Annotated in this window: 22 protein-coding genes; 2 read left to right on the top strand and 20 right to left on the bottom strand. The window is 66.0% G+C overall.

The window, feature by feature from the left end; all coding sequences use genetic code 11:
• The first annotated feature begins 28 nt into the window (after window positions 1-28).
• Entirely contained in the window at window positions 29-949 is a 921-nt protein-coding gene (locus tag ACXAG6_RS16915) for a DMT family transporter (RefSeq protein WP_475339001.1), read from the top strand.
• A 62-nt stretch (window positions 950-1,011) separates the two neighbouring features.
• On the opposite strand, the gene ACXAG6_RS16910 is transcribed toward ACXAG6_RS16915, so the two are convergent.
• The 19 genes from ACXAG6_RS16910 to ACXAG6_RS16820 all read right to left on the bottom strand — a co-directional run bounded on the left by ACXAG6_RS16910 (window position 1,012) and on the right by ACXAG6_RS16820 (window position 17,923).
• Window positions 1,012-1,692, bottom strand: a complete 681-nt coding sequence (locus ACXAG6_RS16910) for an SDR family NAD(P)-dependent oxidoreductase (RefSeq protein ID WP_475339000.1) — start codon at window positions 1,690-1,692, stop codon at window positions 1,012-1,014.
• Window position 1,693: 1 nt separating this feature from the next.
• Window positions 1,694-2,146 (bottom strand): DUF1178 family protein, encoded by a 453-nt coding sequence (locus ACXAG6_RS16905; RefSeq protein WP_140015033.1) that lies wholly within the window; start codon window positions 2,144-2,146, stop codon window positions 1,694-1,696.
• Window positions 2,147-2,182: 36 nt separating this feature from the next.
• Window positions 2,183-2,674, bottom strand: coding sequence for an NUDIX hydrolase (locus ACXAG6_RS16900; protein WP_140015032.1), 492 nt, complete (start codon window positions 2,672-2,674; stop codon window positions 2,183-2,185).
• A gap of 87 nt (window positions 2,675-2,761) precedes the next feature.
• Window positions 2,762-4,036: a 3-deoxy-D-manno-octulosonic acid transferase gene (locus tag ACXAG6_RS16895; protein ID WP_475338999.1), complete on the bottom strand. Its 1,275-nt coding sequence runs from the start codon at window positions 4,034-4,036 to the stop codon at window positions 2,762-2,764.
• A gap of 69 nt (window positions 4,037-4,105) precedes the next feature.
• Window positions 4,106-5,212 (bottom strand): thiolase family protein, encoded by a 1,107-nt coding sequence (locus ACXAG6_RS16890; RefSeq protein WP_475338997.1) that lies wholly within the window; start codon window positions 5,210-5,212, stop codon window positions 4,106-4,108.
• Window positions 5,209-6,396: an AMP-binding protein gene (locus ACXAG6_RS16885; RefSeq protein WP_475338996.1), complete on the bottom strand. Its 1,188-nt coding sequence runs from the start codon at window positions 6,394-6,396 to the stop codon at window positions 5,209-5,211. The genes ACXAG6_RS16890 and ACXAG6_RS16885 overlap by 4 nt, the downstream gene beginning before the upstream one ends.
• Window positions 6,393-7,193 carry a metal ABC transporter permease gene (locus ACXAG6_RS16880; RefSeq protein ID WP_140015028.1) on the bottom strand — a complete coding sequence of 267 codons (801 nt, stop codon included), beginning with the start codon at window positions 7,191-7,193 and terminating at the stop codon, window positions 6,393-6,395. Before ACXAG6_RS16880 ends, ACXAG6_RS16885 begins: the two co-directional genes overlap by 4 nt.
• Window positions 7,194-7,243: 50 nt before the next feature.
• On the bottom strand, window positions 7,244-8,020 hold the full coding sequence (locus ACXAG6_RS16875) for a metal ABC transporter ATP-binding protein (RefSeq protein ID WP_475338995.1): 777 nt from the start codon (window positions 8,018-8,020) through the stop codon (window positions 7,244-7,246).
• On the bottom strand, window positions 8,017-8,502 hold the full coding sequence (locus ACXAG6_RS16870) for a transcriptional repressor (RefSeq protein ID WP_475338993.1): 486 nt from the start codon (window positions 8,500-8,502) through the stop codon (window positions 8,017-8,019). Before ACXAG6_RS16870 ends, ACXAG6_RS16875 begins: the two co-directional genes overlap by 4 nt.
• A 54-nt stretch (window positions 8,503-8,556) precedes the next feature.
• A complete protein-coding gene (dtd, locus tag ACXAG6_RS16865; protein WP_475338992.1) occupies window positions 8,557-9,000 on the bottom strand; it encodes a D-aminoacyl-tRNA deacylase in 444 nt (147 codons plus the stop codon).
• Window positions 8,997-9,923, bottom strand: coding sequence for a carbohydrate kinase family protein (locus ACXAG6_RS16860; protein ID WP_475338991.1), 927 nt, complete (start codon window positions 9,921-9,923; stop codon window positions 8,997-8,999). The genes dtd and ACXAG6_RS16860 overlap by 4 nt, the downstream gene beginning before the upstream one ends.
• Before the next feature lie 122 nt (window positions 9,924-10,045).
• The gene (locus ACXAG6_RS16855) at window positions 10,046-11,152 is read right to left on the bottom strand and encodes a TFIIB-type zinc ribbon-containing protein (RefSeq protein ID WP_475338989.1); all 1,107 of its coding nucleotides are present in this window, start codon (window positions 11,150-11,152) and stop codon (window positions 10,046-10,048) included.
• Window positions 11,153-11,220: 68 nt separating this feature from the next.
• The gene (locus tag ACXAG6_RS16850) at window positions 11,221-11,691 is read right to left on the bottom strand and encodes a cytochrome b (RefSeq protein WP_475338988.1); all 471 of its coding nucleotides are present in this window, start codon (window positions 11,689-11,691) and stop codon (window positions 11,221-11,223) included.
• Between the two features lie 79 nt (window positions 11,692-11,770).
• The gene (locus ACXAG6_RS16845; RefSeq protein WP_475338987.1) at window positions 11,771-12,976 is read right to left on the bottom strand and encodes an SPFH domain-containing protein; all 1,206 of its coding nucleotides are present in this window, start codon (window positions 12,974-12,976) and stop codon (window positions 11,771-11,773) included.
• Between the two features lie 82 nt (window positions 12,977-13,058).
• Window positions 13,059-13,781 (bottom strand): hypothetical protein, encoded by a 723-nt coding sequence (locus ACXAG6_RS16840; protein WP_475338986.1) that lies wholly within the window; start codon window positions 13,779-13,781, stop codon window positions 13,059-13,061.
• A 38-nt stretch (window positions 13,782-13,819) separates the two neighbouring features.
• Window positions 13,820-14,737 carry a DUF2927 domain-containing protein gene (locus ACXAG6_RS16835; RefSeq protein ID WP_475339079.1) on the bottom strand — a complete coding sequence of 306 codons (918 nt, stop codon included), beginning with the start codon at window positions 14,735-14,737 and terminating at the stop codon, window positions 13,820-13,822.
• A 46-nt stretch (window positions 14,738-14,783) separates the two neighbouring features.
• Window positions 14,784-15,983 (bottom strand): toxic anion resistance protein, encoded by a 1,200-nt coding sequence (locus ACXAG6_RS16830; protein WP_475338984.1) that lies wholly within the window; start codon window positions 15,981-15,983, stop codon window positions 14,784-14,786.
• A 28-nt stretch (window positions 15,984-16,011) separates the two neighbouring features.
• Window positions 16,012-16,923, bottom strand: coding sequence for a 5-bromo-4-chloroindolyl phosphate hydrolysis family protein (locus ACXAG6_RS16825; protein WP_475338983.1), 912 nt, complete (start codon window positions 16,921-16,923; stop codon window positions 16,012-16,014).
• Between the two features lie 202 nt (window positions 16,924-17,125).
• Window positions 17,126-17,923 (bottom strand): pseudouridine synthase, encoded by a 798-nt coding sequence (locus ACXAG6_RS16820; RefSeq protein ID WP_475338981.1) that lies wholly within the window; start codon window positions 17,921-17,923, stop codon window positions 17,126-17,128.
• Between the two features lie 63 nt (window positions 17,924-17,986).
• On the opposite strand from ACXAG6_RS16820, the gene ACXAG6_RS16815 reads away from it, so the two are divergent.
• Window positions 17,987-18,439 carry a nucleoside deaminase gene (locus tag ACXAG6_RS16815; protein ID WP_475338980.1) on the top strand — a complete coding sequence of 151 codons (453 nt, stop codon included), beginning with the start codon at window positions 17,987-17,989 and terminating at the stop codon, window positions 18,437-18,439.
• A 102-nt stretch (window positions 18,440-18,541) separates the two neighbouring features.
• On the opposite strand, the gene ACXAG6_RS16810 is transcribed toward ACXAG6_RS16815, so the two are convergent.
• Complete coding sequence (locus ACXAG6_RS16810) at window positions 18,542-19,213, bottom strand: metal-dependent hydrolase (RefSeq protein ID WP_475338978.1); 672 nt, start codon at window positions 19,211-19,213, stop codon at window positions 18,542-18,544.
• Between the last annotated feature and the right edge of the window lie 115 nt (window positions 19,214-19,328).

Raw genomic sequence — 19,328 nt, 5'->3', positions numbered from 1 at the left:
CGTCGTGTGACTCGCGCACATAGTTTACATGACAACGACCTCCCCTTCGGATGCAGCCCCGAGCCGCCCTGTCGCGGGTGTGCTCTGGATGGTTGTCACAGGCATTCTCTTCGTCGCAGTCACCGCCTCGGTGAAGCTGACGGACGGGCGCGTTCCGGCGCCTCAGGCGGCCTTTTTGCGTTATACGCTGGGGCTCATCTTCATTCTGCCGATGATCCCGGCGATCCGGGCGGACAAGCTGGGTTGGCCGGAGATCCGCGTGTTCACGCTGCGCGGCGCAGCCCACACGGTGGGGGTGATGCTTTGGTTCTATGGGATGAGCACGATCACCATCGCTGAGGTCACCGCGCTCAACTACATGTCGCCTGTTTACGTGACGCTGGGCGCGGTCCTGTTCCTTGGCGAGCGGATGGCGCTGCGGCGGATCATGGCCGTTGGGGTGGCCATGCTAGGCGCGCTTATCATCCTGCGGCCCGGCTTTCGCGAGTTGCAGGGCGGGCACTGGGCAATGGTGCTGGCGGCTTTCTGCCTCGCAGGCAGCTACCTCGTGGCCAAGCAACTCTCGGGCCGTCTGAGCGCGGCAACGCTGGTCGCGATGCTTTCGATTGCGGTTTCGATCGGGCTAACCCCCTTTGCCTGGGCCGTCTGGGTGCCGGTGAGCTGGCATGACCTTGGCATTCTGTTCCTGACAGCGGCTTTTGCCACGGGCGCGCATTACAGCATGGGGCTCGCCTTCAAATGCGCGCCGGTGACGGTGACGCAGCCGGTGACGTTCCTGCAGCTGATCTGGGCGGTGGCGCTGGGCTATTTCATGTTCGATGAGGGGCTGGACAGCTGGGTCATCATCGGCGGCACGGTGATCATTGCGGCGGTCAGCTTCATCACATGGCGGGAGGCGATGGTGAACCGCAGGCAGGTGACACCGCAGGCTGGGGAAACCAAGTTTTAGTCAAGACGCGCGCCCGTGAGATGCGCCACAGGGCGCCGGGATGGGGCATTTAACGTGACGCGCTAGAAGGCGTGTTCGCGCCCATCCCATGTGAGAAACGCGCCGGTGGTGGCCAAGGAAAGCTCTTCCACACGCGCGGCAAGCCCATTTGCGGCCTCGTCGACGGATATTTCGGCTGCACTGCCGCCCATATCTGTGCGCACCCATCCGGGGTGATAGATGCCCACTGCGATGCCATCGCCGCGAAGGTCTGTTGCGAGGTTGCGACCGAGGTTGAGCACGGCGGCTTTTGAGGCGCGGTAGATGTAGCTGCCGCCGGGTGCGCGGGTATGCGAGGCCATTTGCGAAGAGATCAGCGCAATCCTTGGAGCCTGTGCCGCCCGCAGGTTGGGCAGCAACGCCTGAACGGTGAGAAAGGCCGCGGTTACGTTAACGGCAAAACTCTCGGCCCACATCTCAGGCGGATAGCCGCCCTCAAGGCTCTGGCCCTTATCGGGGTAGATGCCCGCGTTGCAGATAAGGCGCTCCAGCGGGGCGCCTTCCAGCTGATCGGCAAGAGCGGCGATTGAGGCTGGGCTGGTCATCTCCGCTTCGGCCCAACGGATACCTTCAGCGGCGGGCGGTGCGCTGCGGCAGGTGCCGATGACGGGGCCTTGCGCGGTGAGGCGCTGGGCCAGCGCAAGGCCGATGCCACGGCTGGCGCCGGTGACGAGTGCGGCAACGGGCGCGGCGGTACTGGCCATGTCAGTTGGTCTTGCGCGGTGAGGCGAAGGGCAGGGGCAGCACCGGCACGCCATCTTCGATGAGGGCTTTCGCGTCTTTCAGCCGGGCCTCGCCATGAATGCTGCGGCCCGGCTCCTCGCCCGCGTGCATGGCCCGGGCGACGCGAGCAAACTCTCCGCCAACATATTCGCTGTCGCGCTCTACCTTACGGCGCAGCTCGGCGATGGCCTTTTCTTGCGGGGTGGCGGGCGCGGCAAGCGGGCGTTCGTTGCTTGGCTCGGAGGGTTCGCGGACTTCTGGTGCACTTGCGCCGGAGCCAAGGCGGGGGGCCATGACCGATTTCTCAACCTCCGAAGCACCGCAAACCGCGCAAGACAGATGGCCCGCGCGGGCGAGGGCGTCATAGGCTTCGGCACCGGCAAACCAGCTTTCAAAGCTGTGGCCTTCGCGGCATCGCAGGCTGTACTTTATCATGCCAGCTTATCTAGCCCCGGGATGGTGAAGTTTCAATTAGCGGATCTTCTGGAGATCAGTCAGATGCGCCGGGTCGAACCGCTCGAGAATTGCTCTCAGCTCGGGCTCCGTCACCTTTGCAGCCGCCTTCTTCAGCGAAAACCATTTGCGTTTGCGCTGCTTTCGCTCGGGGTAGTTTCGGCGCAGTTGGGTGACGAGCAGCGGGTACACGGCGACAAGGCAGGGCAGGCCTTTGCGGGGGCCGGAAAGCTTGGAGTAGCTGTAAACGCCGAGACTGTGAGGCAGGGTCATGCCAAGTGCGCCCGCTTCTTCCCAGGCTTCCTGCGCCGCTGCCTGAGCACCTGAAAGCCCATCCATCGGCCAACCCTTGGGAATGATCCAGCGTTTGCGTGTGCGCGATGAGATCAGCAGGATCTCGGTTTCGCCAGCTTCCTGCCGGAAGCAAAGCGCGGCGAATTGGGTGCGCAAGCCACGCTTGGACCGGCCTGCGAGGCGGACGGGCACGTGGATTGGTTTCATCTGGCTCATTTTACGAGTCACTTCACTCTCTTTGGCACAACCCTAGCATCTGAGGCCGGACTGCGAAGGGCCGGAGACGGGAATTTTGCGCAGCTGTCACAGTTTGGCGGTTTCTTCTGCAAGCCCGGCGGCGCGTGACACCTCGGTGAGCAGGGGAGAGATATCGGTTTCACGCGATTTGGCCACGGCGAAGGCGGCGTCGGCCATGCGTGCCTGATCCTCCGGCGTCAGCGTGGCCAGCGTTTGAGCCAGCGCCTTGGCATCAGGTACCTCAACGGCGGCAAAAGCCTCGTGCAGCTGGGCGAAGGCATCTTGCTGGTTGAACGAGGAGGGGCCGTGCAGCAGGGCGCAGCCAAAGTGCACTGGCTCCCACGGCGTGTGGCCGCCCTTGTCCACCAGCGAGCCACCGGTAAAGCAGAGCCCGCTGAGCGCATACCAAAGGCCCATCTCGCCCATGGTGTCGGCGAGGTAAACCCGTGCGGTGCCGGGGGACTGTCCCTTGGAACGGGTGGCGAAGAGCAAGCCAGCCTTTGCGATCAGCCCGGCCACTTCGGTGCTGCGGCGTGCGTGTCGGGGCGCGAGGATCAGGCGCAGGCCGGGGCGGGTTTGCAGGGCCTCGCTGAAGGCAGCCAAGACCTGTTCTTCTTCGCCCGGGTGGGTGGAGGCGGCGAGCAAGGTTTCGGCCCGCTCGAAGTGAGGCGCGAGCCGGTCCAGCTCGGCAGGGTCGACCGGAGGCGGCGGGGCGGAGGACTTCAGGGCAAAGGGCTTTGCGATTGCGGTATCGGGCAGGCCAAGGGCCGCGAAGCGCTCGGCGCTCTCGGCATCCTGCGCCGAGAGCAGGGTGATGGAGGAAAGCACCTCGCGGGCCAGCCCCGGCCAACGGGCCCAACGCCCTGCCGAGCGGGCGGAAAGGCGTGCGGAGATGACGACCACGGGAAGGCCGGCCTCGCGCGCCGATGTCAGCCGGTTTGGCCAGAGCTCATTTTCAATGACGATCAGGGCTTGTGGCACATGCAGATCAAGAAAACGGCGCAACGTGGCGCGGGTATCAAGCGGCGCGAGGCGCGCGATTGTGCGGGGCAGCATCCAGCCTGCCACAAGGTCACGCCCTGTGGTCGTGTTCGAGGTGATGGTAAGATGCAGGCCCGGATGCGACTCAAGCAGCCGTTCGATCAGCGCGCGCGCGCCCGCAAGCTCGCCATTGGAGGCGCCGTGCAGCCAAATCCTTGGGCCTGTCAGGCGCGGTTCTTCACGGGTGGCGAGACGCTGGCGGATGTCATCGGCGGTTTCGCTCCGGCGCAGCAGGCGCAGAGCAAAGTTGAGCGCGATTGCCGGGAGGGCAAAGCTGAGAAGCAGTCGATAAAGGTACAAGATTTCTCTGCCTGTTCGTGCGGTCGCGCGAGCGTTACCCGTCACCGGGCAAGCTGGCAAGGCGCGTGGTTACAGACGGCGGAAGACCGCAGCGCTCCCAAGCCCGCCTGCCGCGGCGATGGCGGCGAGCCCGACGGACGGGCCGTTGGGTGCGCTGAGGGCGTGAAACAGACGGCAGGCCAAGAACGCGCCGGATGCGCCAATCGGGTGGCCTCGCGCCAGCGCGCCGCCCTGCGGGTTGGTGTGGGCCTCGGACAGGCCGGTGGCCGAGAGCGTGGCGAGGGCTTGAGCGGCGAAGGCTTCCATCAGTTCGAAATGGTCGATCTGCGCCGGCGACAACGCCGCCTCGGTGAGCACCGCGCGGATGGCGTCGACGGGGGCGAGGCCGGGCTGGCAGGGGGCGCCCCCGCGCATGGCGGATGGCCCGATGCCTACGGCTGGAAGCTTCAGTGCGTGGGCGTGTTCCTCGGTAGTGACGAGGAGCAGGGCGGCGCCATCTGCCTCGGGCGCGGTGTTGGCCAGCGTGATACTCCCTGCGAGCGGTTTGGCGCGGGCCAACAGGCGGGGCGACAGCGCGCGGCCGTAGGGATCTGTCGCCAGCCCCGCGAGCGGCGCAATCTCGGGCAGAGGCGCGGCCGCGAGAGCCTTGGCGTGGCTGGCAGCCGTAAACGCATCTTGCGCGGCACGCGGAATGGCAAGTGCGTCAGCCGCCTCGGCCATGTCAGGGTCACGGGCCGGGTCCGGTGAAAAGCGGGGGCGCAGGTAGGGCTGCGGCGGCCCGCCGTCGGGATCGGTGGCAAGTCGGATGGGGCGGCGCGAGAAGCTCTCGGACCCGCCAGCGAGGATGACGCGGGCGCGGCCGGTTTCGATCAGGCTGGCGGCGAGCGTGATCGCGTCCAGCCCGCCAGTGCATTGCCGGTCGATGGTGAGCCCGCCGACACGGTCTGGCAGGCCAGCGGCCAGAGCCGCCACGCGGGCCGGGTTGCCGCCAGCGCCAAGGGCGTTGGCGAGGATGAGCTCGTCGATATCATCCGTAGAAAGGCCCGTGTCGGAAAGGCAGGCGCGCGCCGCATGGGCGGCGAGCTCTGGCGCGTCGATGCGGGCGAGGGCCCCGCCGCGGGGCGCAACGGGAGTGCGGCGGGCCGCGATGATGACGGCTTTGGGCGCAGTGCTCATCCAGTTGCCTCATCGCTGCGCTCTTCGGTGCGGCGGGCCTCTTCGCTTTGCTCATCGGCTTGCAGGCGGGCGGCAACGGCGGCGAGGTCGGTCTTGCCGGAGGCGCGGCGGGGCCAATCTTCGGGAGCGATTTGGGTGAGGCTGCGCGGTCGGGCCAGCGGCGGCAGGGCGGTAAGAGCGAGGGCCTCGGGCGCCACGGTGCCGCTGTAGGCGGCGACAAGACGGTTGCCGCGCTTGGCATCGGGCTGCGCAATCACGGCGGCCTCGGTAACGCCGGGCAGCGCGAGGAGCGCGGCCTCGACCGCTTCAAGTTGCACCGTCTGTTCGGCGATCCGCACGGCGCGGTCGGCACGGCCCACGATGGACAGCAGACCATTGGTAAGGCGGCCACGCTCGCCCGCTGTGGTGAAGCCGCTGGCATCGCGCTGCGGGTCTGGCGTACCGCCATAGCCTTCGAAGAGGTAGGGGCTCCTCACCCAGACTTCCCCAGCGCCATCCGGGCCGGGGTTTCGGATGTCGAGTGTGACGCCGGGGTAGGGGGCACCGTCAATTGTTATGAAGCTGGTTTCGGCTGCACCGTAGAAGCTGTGTAGCTGCGCCTCGGGGAAGAGGGCGCGTGCCTTGGCCTCACTGGCGGCATCCAGCGCGCCGCCGCCGATGAGGAGCCGGGTGACGGAGGGCGCGGGTGGCCCGGTGAGCAGGCGGATTTGCGAGGGGGTCGCCCAGAGCAGGGTGATCGCGCGCGCGACCAGCGCCGCTTGCTGGCGATCGGGCCGAAGACCGTGGAGCAGATGTGCCTCGGCGCCACAGTGCAGGGCCTCAAGGGCGCCATAGAGCGTGAGAGAATGCGCGAGGCTTCCGAGGGTGGCAATCCGGGCGTTGGGGCCGAGGGACCACGCAGCGCGGTTGATCTCGAAGCTGGCAATCCAGCTGGCCTGCGTGCGTCGGATGTGGCGCGGGCGGCCGGTGGTGCCGCCGGACAGGGTTTCAAACGCGGGCACGGGCTCCGGTGCGCCGAGGTGCAAGGTGGGCGGCGCGAGGCGAAAGGTGGCCCTTGGGGCCGCGTCGAGTGCGGCGCACAGGAGGTCGGCCTCACTGCTCTGGGATGCGGGTGGGCCGAGTGGCACGGGGCCGCCCGGGCCAAAGAGACGGGCGGTGGCGGCAGCGGTAAACCAGCCGCTCATCGTACCCGTTGGAGCAGAGGCCGGGCCATTGCGGTGAGGGCAAAGAAGGCGGCGGCGGTGCACACGATGGTGGGGCCGGTTGGGCTGTCCCACTGATAGGAGAGGCGCAGCCCGCCGAGGGCGGAGCAGGCGGCGATAACCACCGCAAGCGCGGCCATGGCCTCGGGTGTGCGGGCTAGCGGGCGGGCGGCGGCGGCAGGCAGGATCAGCAGGGCGGTGATCAGCAGCGCCCCGACAACCTTGATCGCAACCGCCACGGTGAGGGCGAGAGCGAAGACCAGCAGCAGGTTCTCGCGTCGCGGGTTGATGCCGGAGGCGCGGGCGAGATCGGGCGAGACCACGGTGATCAAAAGGGCCTGCCAGCGCCAGAGCAACGCCGCTGACGTCAGTGCGGCACCGCCCCAGATAAGCCCGAGATCGCTGCGAGAGACGGCGAGAATATCGCCGAAAAGATAGGCTTCAAGGTCAAGCCGGGCGCCGCCGGGGATCAGCGCCACCGCCAGCAGCCCCGCCGCGAGGGCAGAGTGGGCAAGGGCTCCGAGCAGGGTATCGGTGCCGGTGCGGCGGCCGGAGAGGGTGCCGATGGCCAGCCCCATTGCGAGGGCGGCGGCGGCAACACCGACCGGGATGGAAATACCAAAGCCGAGCGAAAGCGCCACGCCCAGCAGGGCGGCATGTGCGGTGGCGTCGCCGAAATAAGCCATGCGCCGCCAGAGCACGAAGCAGCCGAGCAACGCGGACACTAGCGCCACGCCGAGCCCGGCGAGGGCAGCACGGATGAGAAAGTCGTCAAGCATAGCGGCGCGATGTGCCTGTGCGGAGAGATGAGGCGGAGCGTTGGGCCGTGTCAATGGGCATGATCGTGCCCCTTGGCGTGCTCATGATCGTGCGGGTGGGCATGGTCATGCCCGTGGTCGTGAGAGTGGTCATGCTCATGGCGGTAGAGGGCCAGCGCGCCATGGGTGCCGGGGCCGAAGAGCGCGCGATATTCGGCAGAATTGCGCACCACCTCAGGGGTGCCTTCGCAACAGACATGGCCGTTGAGGCAAATCACCTTGTCCGAGGCGCTCATCACCACGTGCAACTCGTGGCTGACCATCACAACAGCGCATCCAATGCTGTCGCGCACATGTTCGATCTGTTGGTAAAACGCGGCCTGCCCGGGTTGGTCGAGGCCCTGGGTCGGCTCGTCGAGCAGCAGGATTTGCGGCTCGGCCAGAAGAGCGCGGGCCAGCAATACGCGCTGAAGCTGGCCGCCTGAGAGGTCGGCCAATTGGCGGTGCTCAAGCGCTGTGACTTCGGCAAAGCGCAAGGCGCGACTGCGGGCATCGGCGCTGACGCGGCGAGGCAGCGACAAAAACCGGGCGACCGTCATCGGGAGGGTCGGGTCCAGCGCGAGTTTTTGGGGCACGTAACCAACGCGCAGGCCGGGCGCACGTGTGATCTGGCCGGAGGCTGGCGCGAGCTCGCCGATCAGGGACTTCAGAAGGCTTGTTTTGCCCGAGCCGTTGGGGCCGACGATGGTGGTGATTTCCTCCGGCTCAAACTCGGCAGAGACCCCGGCGAGCACCGTCTGCCCGTCGCGCTTGAGGGTGATGTCGTGAACCTCGATCAAGGCCGTCATGCCTCACGCCCCGTCTGGCAGGCCGGGCAAAGGCCGCGCGCTTCCACCACGGCGTCTTCCACAGTGAAACCCGCGCCCTTGGCATCGGCGGCCAAAGGCGCTTCTGTGGCCGGCGCTTCGGCGACGAGGCCACAGTCGCGGCAAATGAGAAAGGCCGCCTCATGGTTTTCGCCCGCCTCGGGGTGGGTGCAAGCGATATAGGCGTTCAGCCGCTCAATGCGGTGCGCAAAGCCTTGTTCTGTCAGGAAGTTTAGCGCGCGATAGGCCACCGGAGGCTTGTCTCCCAACCCTTCGGCCGCGAGCCTTTCGAGCACATCGTAAGCCCCGAGCGCCTTGTGGCTTTCGAGCAGGATTTCGAGGACGCGGCGGCGTACGGGGGTCAGCCGCGCTCCACGCGCCGCGCAGGCCTGCTCAGCGGCGGCGATGGCCCCGGTGATGCAGGCGCGGTGATCGTGCGGGGCGAAGCCGGTGGTTCGGGGCATATGGGGGCCGTTATGTTATAACAAGCCGTTACCTAGCCCCTACAGGGCGCGGGTTCAACCCTCGGTATCGAGCCAGATGGTGATTGGACCGTCGTTGACCAGCGCCACCTTCATATCTGCTGCAAAGCGGCCCCGCTGCACCGGCACGCCAAGCGCCGCCAGCGCATCGGCAAAATGTTCATAGAGGGCGCGGCCCACTTCGGGTGGCGCAGCAGCGGAAAAGCCGGGGCGGTTGCCGCGCCGCGTATCAGCGGCGAGGGTGAACTGGCTGACGACAAGCGCCTCGCCGCCAATATCGGTCAGGGCGCGGTTCATCTTGCCCGCCTCATCTTGAAAGATCCGCAGCTTGGAAATGCGGGCGGCCAGCTTTTCGGCTTCGGCCTCGCTGTCGCCCTCCATTGCGCAAACCAGCACCAACAGCCCCGGCCCGATCTGCGAAATCCGCTCGCCCTCGACGGTGACGGAGGCCTCCAGCACCCGCTGCAGCAGCGCCCTCATGCCAGTTCTGCGGCCCAGGGCGGGTTTGCGCCAGCGCGCTGCACGGTGACGGCGGCAGCACGGGTGCCAAGGCGCAGCGCTTCAATAACCACCTCCTTGGGCAGCCCCTCTGCCAGTGCCGATTTCGAGAGCGCCCCGGCCCGGTCGAGCCCGGCGAGCAAGCCAGCGTTGAAGGTATCGCCCGCACCAACGGTGTCGACCACCTCAACCCGTTCGGCCAGCACGGTGTGGGCGCCCGAGGCCGTGTAGGCGGTCACGCCCTTGGCCCCTTCGGTGACGCAAATCATCTTGGGCCCCTTGGCCAAAAGCGCCTCTGCATGGACCGATGGGTCGGCATCGCCGAACATCCACGCGAGGTCTTCATCGGAGAGCTTGAGGATGTCGGTATGGGCGAGCATGGCCTCGGTCCGGGCGCGATACTCGGCCTCGTCGGGGATGAAATCGGGGCGGACGTTGACGTCCATCATGATGAGCTTGCTCTTGGAGTGGCGCTTCATGAGGGAAAAATAGGTGTCACAGCAGGGCTTTACGGCAAGGGAAATGCCGCCGAAGAACACGGCTTTGGCGGTGCGTGGCAAAGTTGGAAGGTCTTTGACGCGGATCATCCGGCCGGCGCTGCCCTCGTCGAAAAAGGCATATTCGGCCTGGCCATTGGTGAGCCGGACGAAGGCCAGCGTGGTGGGGCGATCCGAGCGCATCAGCAGATGGGGTGTGACCTTGGAGGCGGTGAGCCCCTCGACCAGCTGCGCGCCGAACATATCGGTCGAGACGCCCGAAACCAGCCCGGCCTCGGCACCGAGCCGCCCGAGGGCGATCGCCGTGTTAAAGACCGAGCCGCCGCAGACAGGCAGAAACATCGCCTCACCACCCGCAGCTTCGCGGGGCAGCATGTCGATCAGGGCCTCGCCCGCGCAAATGATCATGATGGTCCTCCACTCGCGCCGTTACCGCTAACGGTGCCTTGTTTGCATTGGCTCTAGCCGATAGCGGGGGCATGGCGCAAGAGGCTGGCGCGGGGCGGGTCTTGCCCTATGCCAGCACTCGCCTACTGGCTCATCGCCACGGCGTAGCCAATGCCCCCGGCCACGATCAGGCCCAGCACAACGGCAAAAGCGATCTTCCAGGCCGACCAGGGCCGCTCACCCTGCACCTTGCCCGACTGGCCGTTGACCACAAAGCGGTAGCTCTTGCCCTTGTACTTGTAGGCTGCCAGCCAGACCGGCAGCAGAATGTGCTTGAAGGTGATGTCGCTCATGTCGGTGCTGAGCGAGGCAATCTTCTGCTGGTCGCCGCCGATGTCAAAGCGCACATCGCGGCGGATCTGCGCTTCCATGATGCCCTTGGCCTCTTCGAAGCCCTCAGGCAGTTCCACCTGATAGCCTTCAGCGCGGAAACCGGCGAGGAAGTGGGGGGCGTAGGGCTCCAGCCCGGTGAGGTTCCACGGTTGCAGGCCATCGGTGTACTTTTTCGGCAAGCTGCGCGAGGCGAGCACAAGCACGTCGTCAAACCAGCGTGCAACCCGGCCTCTAACCGGGGTCCATGCGATCTTGCGAACGCGGCGCTGCTCGGGCTTGCCATCCCGCATGACCGTCTGGGTGACGTAGTAATACACCCCGCGCATGCCGGTGTAGCGGCTCTTGGTGTCGGCGTCATAGGTCCAGTAGGGCACGTAGATGCCCTGCATCCGGCGGCCCTTGCGGGCGTACTGCTGAAGGCCCCCGGGCGCGAACCAGAGCTTGCCGAGCCATTCGTTCATCGCATCCCGCGCCTGCTCTTCCTTCAGAGCGAAAGGGACGAGGCCCTTGGGTTTGATGTGGCGGTGGGTGCCGGTGTCGGTAACGATCGGGGTCGCGCAGAAGGGGCATTCGGTGGCGTGGTCGTGCTCGTCGAACTCCACCTGCGCGCCGCAGCTGTCACACTGCAGAACGCGGGTTTCCTCCATCTCCGCTTCGGGCAGTTGCGCCCTCAGCGCGGCCTCATAGTCCAACTCGGTGATGGCAGGCGCGGCCTGGTCTTCATCCACCGCCTCCTCGCGGTGGCCGCAGTGGTCGCACATCAGCGCGCCCGAGGTCGGGTCAAACCGCATGTCTGCGCCGCAGGCGGGGCAGGGGAAGCGGTGCTCTTCGGTGGCGGAGGATTGGCTGTCGGTCATGAAAATCGCGTCTGGGTCAGAATGCTTTGGCAGCAGGTTACGGGAAGGGGCCGGTGGGTGCTAGGGGGCTAAGGGCGGCGCAGCCCCATCCGCGCCATCAGACCGTCTTTCACGATGAACTGGTGGTAGAGCGTGGCAGCGGTATGGGCGGCGGCGGTGAGCAGCAGCAGGGTCTTGAGCAGCTCGTGCACGTCGGCGGCCTCTTCCCAGCGCAGGTAGAAGGCGAAGCCGCCCGACCACGGCGTGGCGATGGCCAGAGCGTAGAGTGCCCAGTGGGTGAGCTCGGCCACACGCTGCTGCCACGCGGGATCGGCCTCGGGCGGGGGTGGCGCGCCGCGAAAGAGCCGCAGGGCGAGGCGGGCGAGCATGAGGAAGAAGACGGTGAGGCCAATGATGCCATGCAGGGGCAGGGCGGCGTCTGCGGGCATGTCTTCCCAGTCGTCCATCTGGTCGGAGAGCAGGAAGGCTGCGATGATGAGGATGACCACCAGCCAGTGGAGGATGACCTGCAGGCGGGAGTAGCTGGTGGGGCGGGGCATCGGGCTGGTCCTTCAACTGCAAGCGCCGCGCCGGTATGGGCGCGGCGCTGTTTCGTTCACGCGATGCTGAGCCGGTGCCTCACACCCCCGGCGGCGGGGGCGGCGGGAGGATGGTGAAGAGTTGGGCCAGCTCTGGGATGTCGCCTGCTTTCAGCCAGCCATCCTGACCGGCGGTCCAGACCGTGCTGTCGCGGGTCAGGCTGCCCTCTTGCACCATGCGGCCCATGCGAGCCTTGGAGAACGGGCCTTCGGTGGCGCCGTTGGCGGCCACGTGCCAAAGCTTCTCGACCGGCGGGGGCGGCGGGGGCGGGGGCGCGGCGTGGGTTGGCGCGGGGGCATAGCCGGGCTGGCCGCCGGGCATGGCGGTGCCATGGGCCGGGGAGCCCCAAGGGCCGGGCTGGGGCTGCTGGGCGTGGCCCTGCGGGTTCATCGCGGCGCCCATCTGATTGGCCATTGCCATGCCCATACCCATGCCAAGGCCGGCGCCCATGCCATTGCCCCCAGCACCGGGGTTGGCGGCGGCGGCGCTCATCGCTTCGGCTGCGGCGAACTGGGTGTATTTGCCCAGATCCCCGACCACGCCCATGGAGGTGCGCTTGTCGAGTACCTCCTCGACGGCGGGGGGCAGGGAGATGTTCTCGATATAGAGCTCGGGGATGATCATGCCGTATTCGGAGAGCGTCTTGCTGACCTCGGCGGAGATGAGCTTGCCCATGTCGCGGGTATTGGCGGCCATGTCGAGCACCGGGATGCCGCTTCCGGCCATCACGCGGGAGGCTTCCTGCACGATGATGTTGCGGATCTGGAAGGTGATCTCGTCAGAGGTGAACTCGCCGTCGGTGCCGACGATCTCTTGCATGAAGAGGGCCGGATCGGAGACCTTTACCGAATAGGTGCCGAAGGCCCGAATGCGGGTCGGGCCGAACTCGGGGTCGCGCAGCATCACCGGGTTTTTGGTGCCCCACTTGTTGTCGTTGAAGCGGGTCGTGTTAACGAAATAGATCTCGCTCTTGAACGGCGACTGGAAGCCATGGTCCCAGTGCTGGAGCTTGGTCATGATCGGCATGTTGTTGGTTTCCAGCATGTACATGCCGGGAGAGAACACATCGGCCAGCTGGCCTTCGTGGATGAACACCGCTGCCTGCCCTTCGCGGACGGTCAACTTTGCGCCATATTTGATTTCGTGCCCATAGCGCTCGAAGCGCCAGACCATCGTGTCGCGGGTGTCGTCTGTCCAATGGATGACGTCGATGAATTCGCCTGAGAGAAAATCGAGAATGCCCATGGCGGCCTCCTGAAAAGTTAATGCGGTGACTATAGCCAACGAGCCAGTGCTGGCCAGTGCCTATCGCGGCGCGGGTGGGGTGCTAGGGGTTTGGCGTCGCGGGGGGCGGCGCAAGGAAGGTGGCACCGCTGCCCATGTCGGGTAGGCCAAAGGCGGTGAGCAGGCCTGGTGGGGGCGGGTGAGGCAGGAGCGCCAGAGCCGAAGGCACCTCACGCCCCGCGCCCAGTGGTAGCATCACCATGGGGCCTGGAGCCTTACGGGCGAGGCTTGCAAGGGGGCTCTGCTCTGGTTCACCGAGGAACCGCGCCCACATCCGGTCCGAAAAACTCTCCTGCGGTTTGTACTGGGGCGTGATGAGCAGGGCCGCGTCGTGTGATTTGGGGCGATTCAATGCGCCGCCATTTTCGAGATGGGTGGCGAGGATGTTCCCGGTGTCGAGGGTCAAGTGAGCGGGCGCGTCGATGACGGATCCCGAGGCGCGCGGCACAGATGGCGTTTGAGGCGGGCGACCAAGCAGAAACACCCGCTGCCCCTGCCAGAGAAAGCTGCGCAGAAGTCGCACGCCCCGTGCGATTGGCACCTGCGCCAAGGCGCGAGGGCTCTCGGCATTGTTGGTATAAAGTGTTGCTCCTCCAAGGATGGGGGAGAGGATGCCTTCCACCCGGCAGTCAGTCGCCTGCGCGGCCAGCGAAGGTGTCAGGCGGGTGGCGTCGTCGCCCTCGCAGGCGCTGTTGGCCAGAGCAGGCAGGGGCGCAAGGCAGCAGAGCAGTGCCGAGAGGATCAGGGGTTTCGATCCGGCTGACAAGTGGCGCGACGAGCCCGGTCGCCGCAGCAACCGTGCGATCAAACCCGGCCCCCCATCGCCTCGGCAACGATCTTCTTGACGATCGGTTTGGCCTCCAGCGCCGTCATGCCCGGCTCAAGGCGCTTGTCGTAGAGGATGCGCAGGAGCATTTCGTCATGGGTGGTGAGCAGGCCAAATTCTTCGTCATCGTTGAAGATCGAGGGGCGGGCCTCGGGGCTGTCATTGGCAAGCCCCAGCCCCTGCGCCAGTTCCTCGTGAATGCAGGACAGGCGCAGCAGATCGGGGTGTTCGGCGCGAATGATCGCCACGGCGCGGGTGTAGACAGAGCTGGTGGCGGTGGTGGTGGCAAAGACGAGGCAGAGCGTGTCGCGCGGGAGGTTCTCGATGGTACGGATGGCGGCACGGTCGATGCCTGGCACCAGCCGCTGCAACTCGGGGCCGATAGCGGCGCGTTCGTCTTCGTTCAGCATCAAGACGGTGAAGTTGCCATTGCCGGTGCCCATGGACATCGGATGGCCGGTTGCCTTGCCGAGGCGGCGCACGTAGCTGGCCACGTTGGCGCGATCCTTAGCGCGCTGGGCCTCGGGCACGCTCTCACCGAAGCGCAGGCCAAAGCGGACGGGTTGTTGCCAGCGGCGCAGGCTGGATTCGGATTGGTGGGCAATCAGCGCCCCGCCGCGGGAGACATATTCATCAAAGAGCGCGATGCGGATAAAATTCTCGGTCAGTTGCCGGTCAGAAAACGGCGTATCGGGGCCGCCGCCATCCCGGCGCAACAACCCACGGGCCAGCAGATCGGCTTGAACGCGGGCGTAGTGGCGGGAGGCGATTCGGCTCGCCTCGGAGCGCTCCTTTGGCCCCGGTTCAGGCAGGTCCGGGCGTTCAGGCGGGGTCGGAGAGGTGACCGGGCCGGTTACCTCCTCGCACCCTGCAAGGGCGAGGGCGGCGATAAGCATTGCCACTCTCGGGATCATTGGCATGCGGCGCAATGCGCGGCTCCTCTCAGCTTTCCGAAACGGCGGTGCCCGCCGCGTCGCCCAGCCCGGTCTTGCGGGCCTTGGCAGAGGCGAGCGTCTCTTTCAGCTCGTGCTCCATCTTCTGAAGTTCCTCCTCGGCCTCGGCGCGCTTGCGCTTGCCCTCATCGGCAATTTGCAGGCTTTCCTGAATGGTCGCCACCAGTTCGGCGTTGGCCGTCTTGACTGCCTCGATATCAAAAACGCCGCGCTCCATCTCGGTGCGGATCTTGGCGTTTGTCTCGCGCAGGTTCTTGGCGTTCTGCGTCAGCAGCTCGTTGGTGAGGTCATTGGCAGAGCGCACGGCCTCGGCGGCCTCGGCGCTGCGCTGGATCGTCACCGCCTGCGCCAGCTGGGTTTCCCAGAGCGGCACGGTGTTGACGAGGGTGGAGTTGATTTTGGTGACGAGGCTCTTGTCGTTCTCCTGCACCAGCCGGATCGAGGGCAGGCTTTGCATCGTCACCTGGCGCGTCAGCTTGAGGTCGTGCACGCGGCGCTCAAGGTCATCACGGGCGGCGCGCAGATCACGCAGCTCTTGAGCCTTCATCACGCCCTCTTCCTCGGGGGCGGCCTGCACCTCGGCCTCCTTGGCGGGGATCGTGGTGGCATCCAGCTCGGCAATCTTGGCCTCGCCGGCGGCGATGTAAAGCGCCAGTTCGTCGTAGAAGTTCAGGGTCTTCTCATAGAGTACGTCGAGCGACTTGATGTCCTTCAGCAGCTTGTGTTCATGGCCTTCAAGCTCGCTGGTGATGTTGTCGATCTGGTCCTGCACGTCCTCGAAACGGCTGAGGAAATTTGCAAAGGGCGCGGCGCGGCCGATCAGCTTTTCCCACCAGCTCCGCTTGCGGCGCACGTCCAACTCGGAAACGGAAAAGCCGCGAATGGTGGTGACCATCTTGCGCAACCCGTCGCCCGCCGGGCCAACGTCCTTGTTTTTCACATCCGCCAGCATGGCCTGCGAGATCGTCTGAAGCTCGGATTGGGCGGCGGAGCCAAAGTTGACGATGGAGCCGGTGTCGGACATGTCCAACTCACCCATGCGCTTGGTGATCTCTGCCGAAAGGGCTGGGTCGGCCTCGGCAAGCGGCACCACGGCGTTGGCATCCACCGGCTCGGGCAGCACCACGGCGTTGACCTCTTCAACCTGCGCCAGTGTCTCTTTGGCCTTGGCGTGAACTTCCTGTTCCATTGTCCCTGATCTCCTTGTTACGCGGGGCTTAATGTGCCCCTTCACGCTGCAGACGGTCGCGCAGCACTTCTATTTCGATGTCCAGATCGGTGCGGTCATCCAGCAGCAGCTTCTCGGTGCGCTGGGCGTAATTGGCTTCCATTTCATCAAGCAGGGCGAGGTAATCAGCCTTGGCCTGCGCATCGCCGTTGCGGCTGTAGATATCGGCAAACTTCACCGTCGCGTCCTTGGCCCCCATCAGGTAGACGCCCATGAACTTGCGCGCTGCCGTCAGATCGCGCGGGTCTTCCTCGACGGTGCGAAACATGGTGCGGGCCGTATCGGAAAAGCGCGCCACGCGGTCGGCCACGCCGCGATCGCCCGCGCGCTTTACCGCATCAGCCATGGCGGCAAGATGGGCCTCGGCCTCATCCACAGCGCGGGCCACACGATCCTGCTGGCGCAGGTCGATGCCCTCCATCCCTTTGTCAGACAGTGGATCAAGCCCGAAGGCAAAACTGTGCAGCCCTGCGCCGAGCACGGCGAAGATGATGGCCTCCACCAGCCCATGCCCGGCAAGCCCAACCACTCCTAGGCCGAGGCCGGTCAGCACCGAGCCAAAAATCTTTCGCGGAATGCCGGGGCGGCGGGCGACCTTGCGCGCTTCCCATGCGTCCTGCGCCTTCAGGCCCTCGCGGGTGAGCCATGCGGCGAGCATCAGCACACCCACGGCCGCCAGATAGAGCGCGAGGCCTTTCGCATCAGAGGTGAAAGCGTGCCAGAAGAAGATCAGCGGCACTACGAACATGAGATTGGAGCGCATCCCGGCCCGCGCCCGGCTGGCCCCTGCGAACTTCGGTGCCATGCTGGAGGCCTTGGGAGCTTCGGGGGCCGCGCGAACATCGTCATCGCCCGCCTGCGAGCCGTCAGGGCTGAACTTTCCACCGTAGCGCTGGGCCATCAGGCACCCCCGCCAGTGAACGCGGCATAGAGCATCAGCGCCAAAAGCAGCGCGTAGCTCAGTTTCTGCAAACCATCTCCAGACATCTCACCCCACCCGCGCCCGCGTGGCGCATATCTTCGCTTATAAGCGAATGATTTTCTGCGGGCCAGCATGGATCGCCCGGTCGCGCTTATCCGTGCTTCGCGGCGTTTCTGTCGGGCTACCTGCGGCGGCGCTGGGGCTTTTTCTTCGGGGCGGGGGCTGGCTTGAACTCCGGGTCCAGTCCAAGCTGGTCGCGCAGAACCCGCGCCTTGATCTCCTCCACCGCGCCAGCCTTCAGGTCTCCCAGCCGGAACGGGCCGTAAGATACCCGCAGCAGCCGGTTCACGGTGAGGTTCACCGCCTCCATCGCCCGGCGAATCTCGCGGTTCTTGCCTTCGCGCAGGCTCACCGTGGCCCAGGCATTGGCGCCCTGCTGGCGATCGAGCGTGATGGTCATCGGCTGGTACTTCACGCCCTCCACGGTAAGCCCACGGCGCAGGGGCTCAAAATCCGCATCCTCCGGCGTGCCGTGCAGGCGCACGCGATACTTGCGCACCCAGCCGGTGGAGGGCAGCTCCAGCCTCCGTTTGATCTCGCCGTCGTTCGTGAGCAGCAGCAAGCCCTCGGAGTTGAGGTCGAGCCGCCCCACGCTCACCACGCGAGGCATGTCCTCCGGCAGGTTGGCAAAAACCGTCTCGCGGCCCTTCTCGTCCCGCTCCGTCGTCACGAGGCCCGCTGGCTTGTGGTAGAGCCAGAGCCGGGGTGGCTCGGGCGCAGCAAGCGGCTTGCCATCGACGGTGATCTTGTCGGCCTCGGTCACGTTCAGCGCCGGGCTGTCGATCTGCTTGCCGTTCACAGTCACCCGACCGGCTTCAACGATCTTCTCCGCCTCCCGGCGCGAGGCAAGGCCGGCGCGGGCCAGCACCTTGGCGATCCGGTCGCCCGCGGGGGTCTTGCTTGGAGGTTTCTCTGCCATGGCCCCGCTCTATCCCTGCGCGAAAGGCTTGCCAAGGGCGCAGGCGCGGGGCAGGGGAGAGGCATGACCTTTACGAGCCATATGGAGACCGCGCTGGACGAAGCCCGCACGGCCGCTGCGCGCGGTGAGGTGCCGGTGGGCGCGGTGCTGGTTGCGCCGGGCGGTGAGGTTGTCGCCCGCGCCGGAAACCGCACCCGCGAGTTGGCGGACCCTTCGGCCCATGCCGAGATGCTGGTGATCCGGCAGGCCTGCGCCGCCGCCCGCTCCGAGCGGCTGCCGGGCCATGTGCTCTACGTCACGTTGGAGCCCTGCGCGATGTGCGCCGCCGTCATCGCCGCCGCTCGGATTGCCCGCGTGGTCTATGGCGCGGCCGACCCGAAGTCGGGCGGGGTGGATCACGGTGCCCGCGTCTTTTCTCACCCGCAATCGCATCATGCGCCGGAAATCATCGGCGGGATTGCCGAGGAAGAGGCCGCGGCGTTGTTGCGAGCATTCTTCGCCAACCGTCGGGTGTGACGGCCAATTTGTTCATTTTCTTGCTTTAAATATCTCCACGGGGGTGTGGGGGTGTGAAACCCCCACGGCCGGAGGGTGTCACCGGGAAACACGGGCAGAGGCTCACAGCTCCACTGCCTCAAGCACACCCGGCTCCAGAACATCCACACCTTTCAGGCCCTTTTTCAGCACCTCCGCATCCTGCGCCAGCGCCGGGAAGGTCTTGTAATGCGATGCGATGACGATCTCGAAGTCAAAGAAGCGCTTTGCCGCCCACGCAGCCTGCTCCATGTCCATTGTGTAAAGACCGCCGCAGGAGAGGATGCCGATGTCGGGCTCGAAGTAGGCACCGATCCATTCCATATCGGCCATGATCCCGGTATCGCCGGAAAAGTAGATGCACTTGCCCTCGGCCCTCAGAACATAGCCAACCTCGGTCCCAGCCGCTCCGCCGTTGTAGCTGGTGGAGTGAGAGGCGGGCACCATCGTTGCCTTGACGCCGCCAAGGTCCACCGTGCCGCCCTTGTTGAAGCCGGTGGCCTCCACGCCCTCTAGCTGGCCGGCGAGCTCCACCATGGTAAACACAGGCAGGCCCTTCTCTGCCGCCATCTCCGGCACGCCCGCGATGTGATCATCGTGACCGTGGGTCAGCAACACATGGGTTGCGCCCGCAAGCGCCTCGTCTCTGCGTTCCGCCGGGAAGACAGGGTTTCCGTCCAGCCAGGGGTCGATCAGGATCACCGCCTTCTCGGCTTCAAGTTTCCAGCCGCCGTGTCCAAGCCAGGTAAGTTTCATGGGGAGTCTCCACAATCTGCGTTCCGGGCGAACCTAGGGCGGCACCGGGGCAGCGTCCACCGCTTGCAGCCCTTGGGCGCGAGCGATAAACGGGCGGTCGACAGCCGATAGGAGT

The organism is Vannielia sp. ABF1_015, from assembly GCF_056160745.1.
Note: the sequence above shows the minus strand (reverse complement) of the source record. Positions and strands in the feature narration are given on the sequence as shown.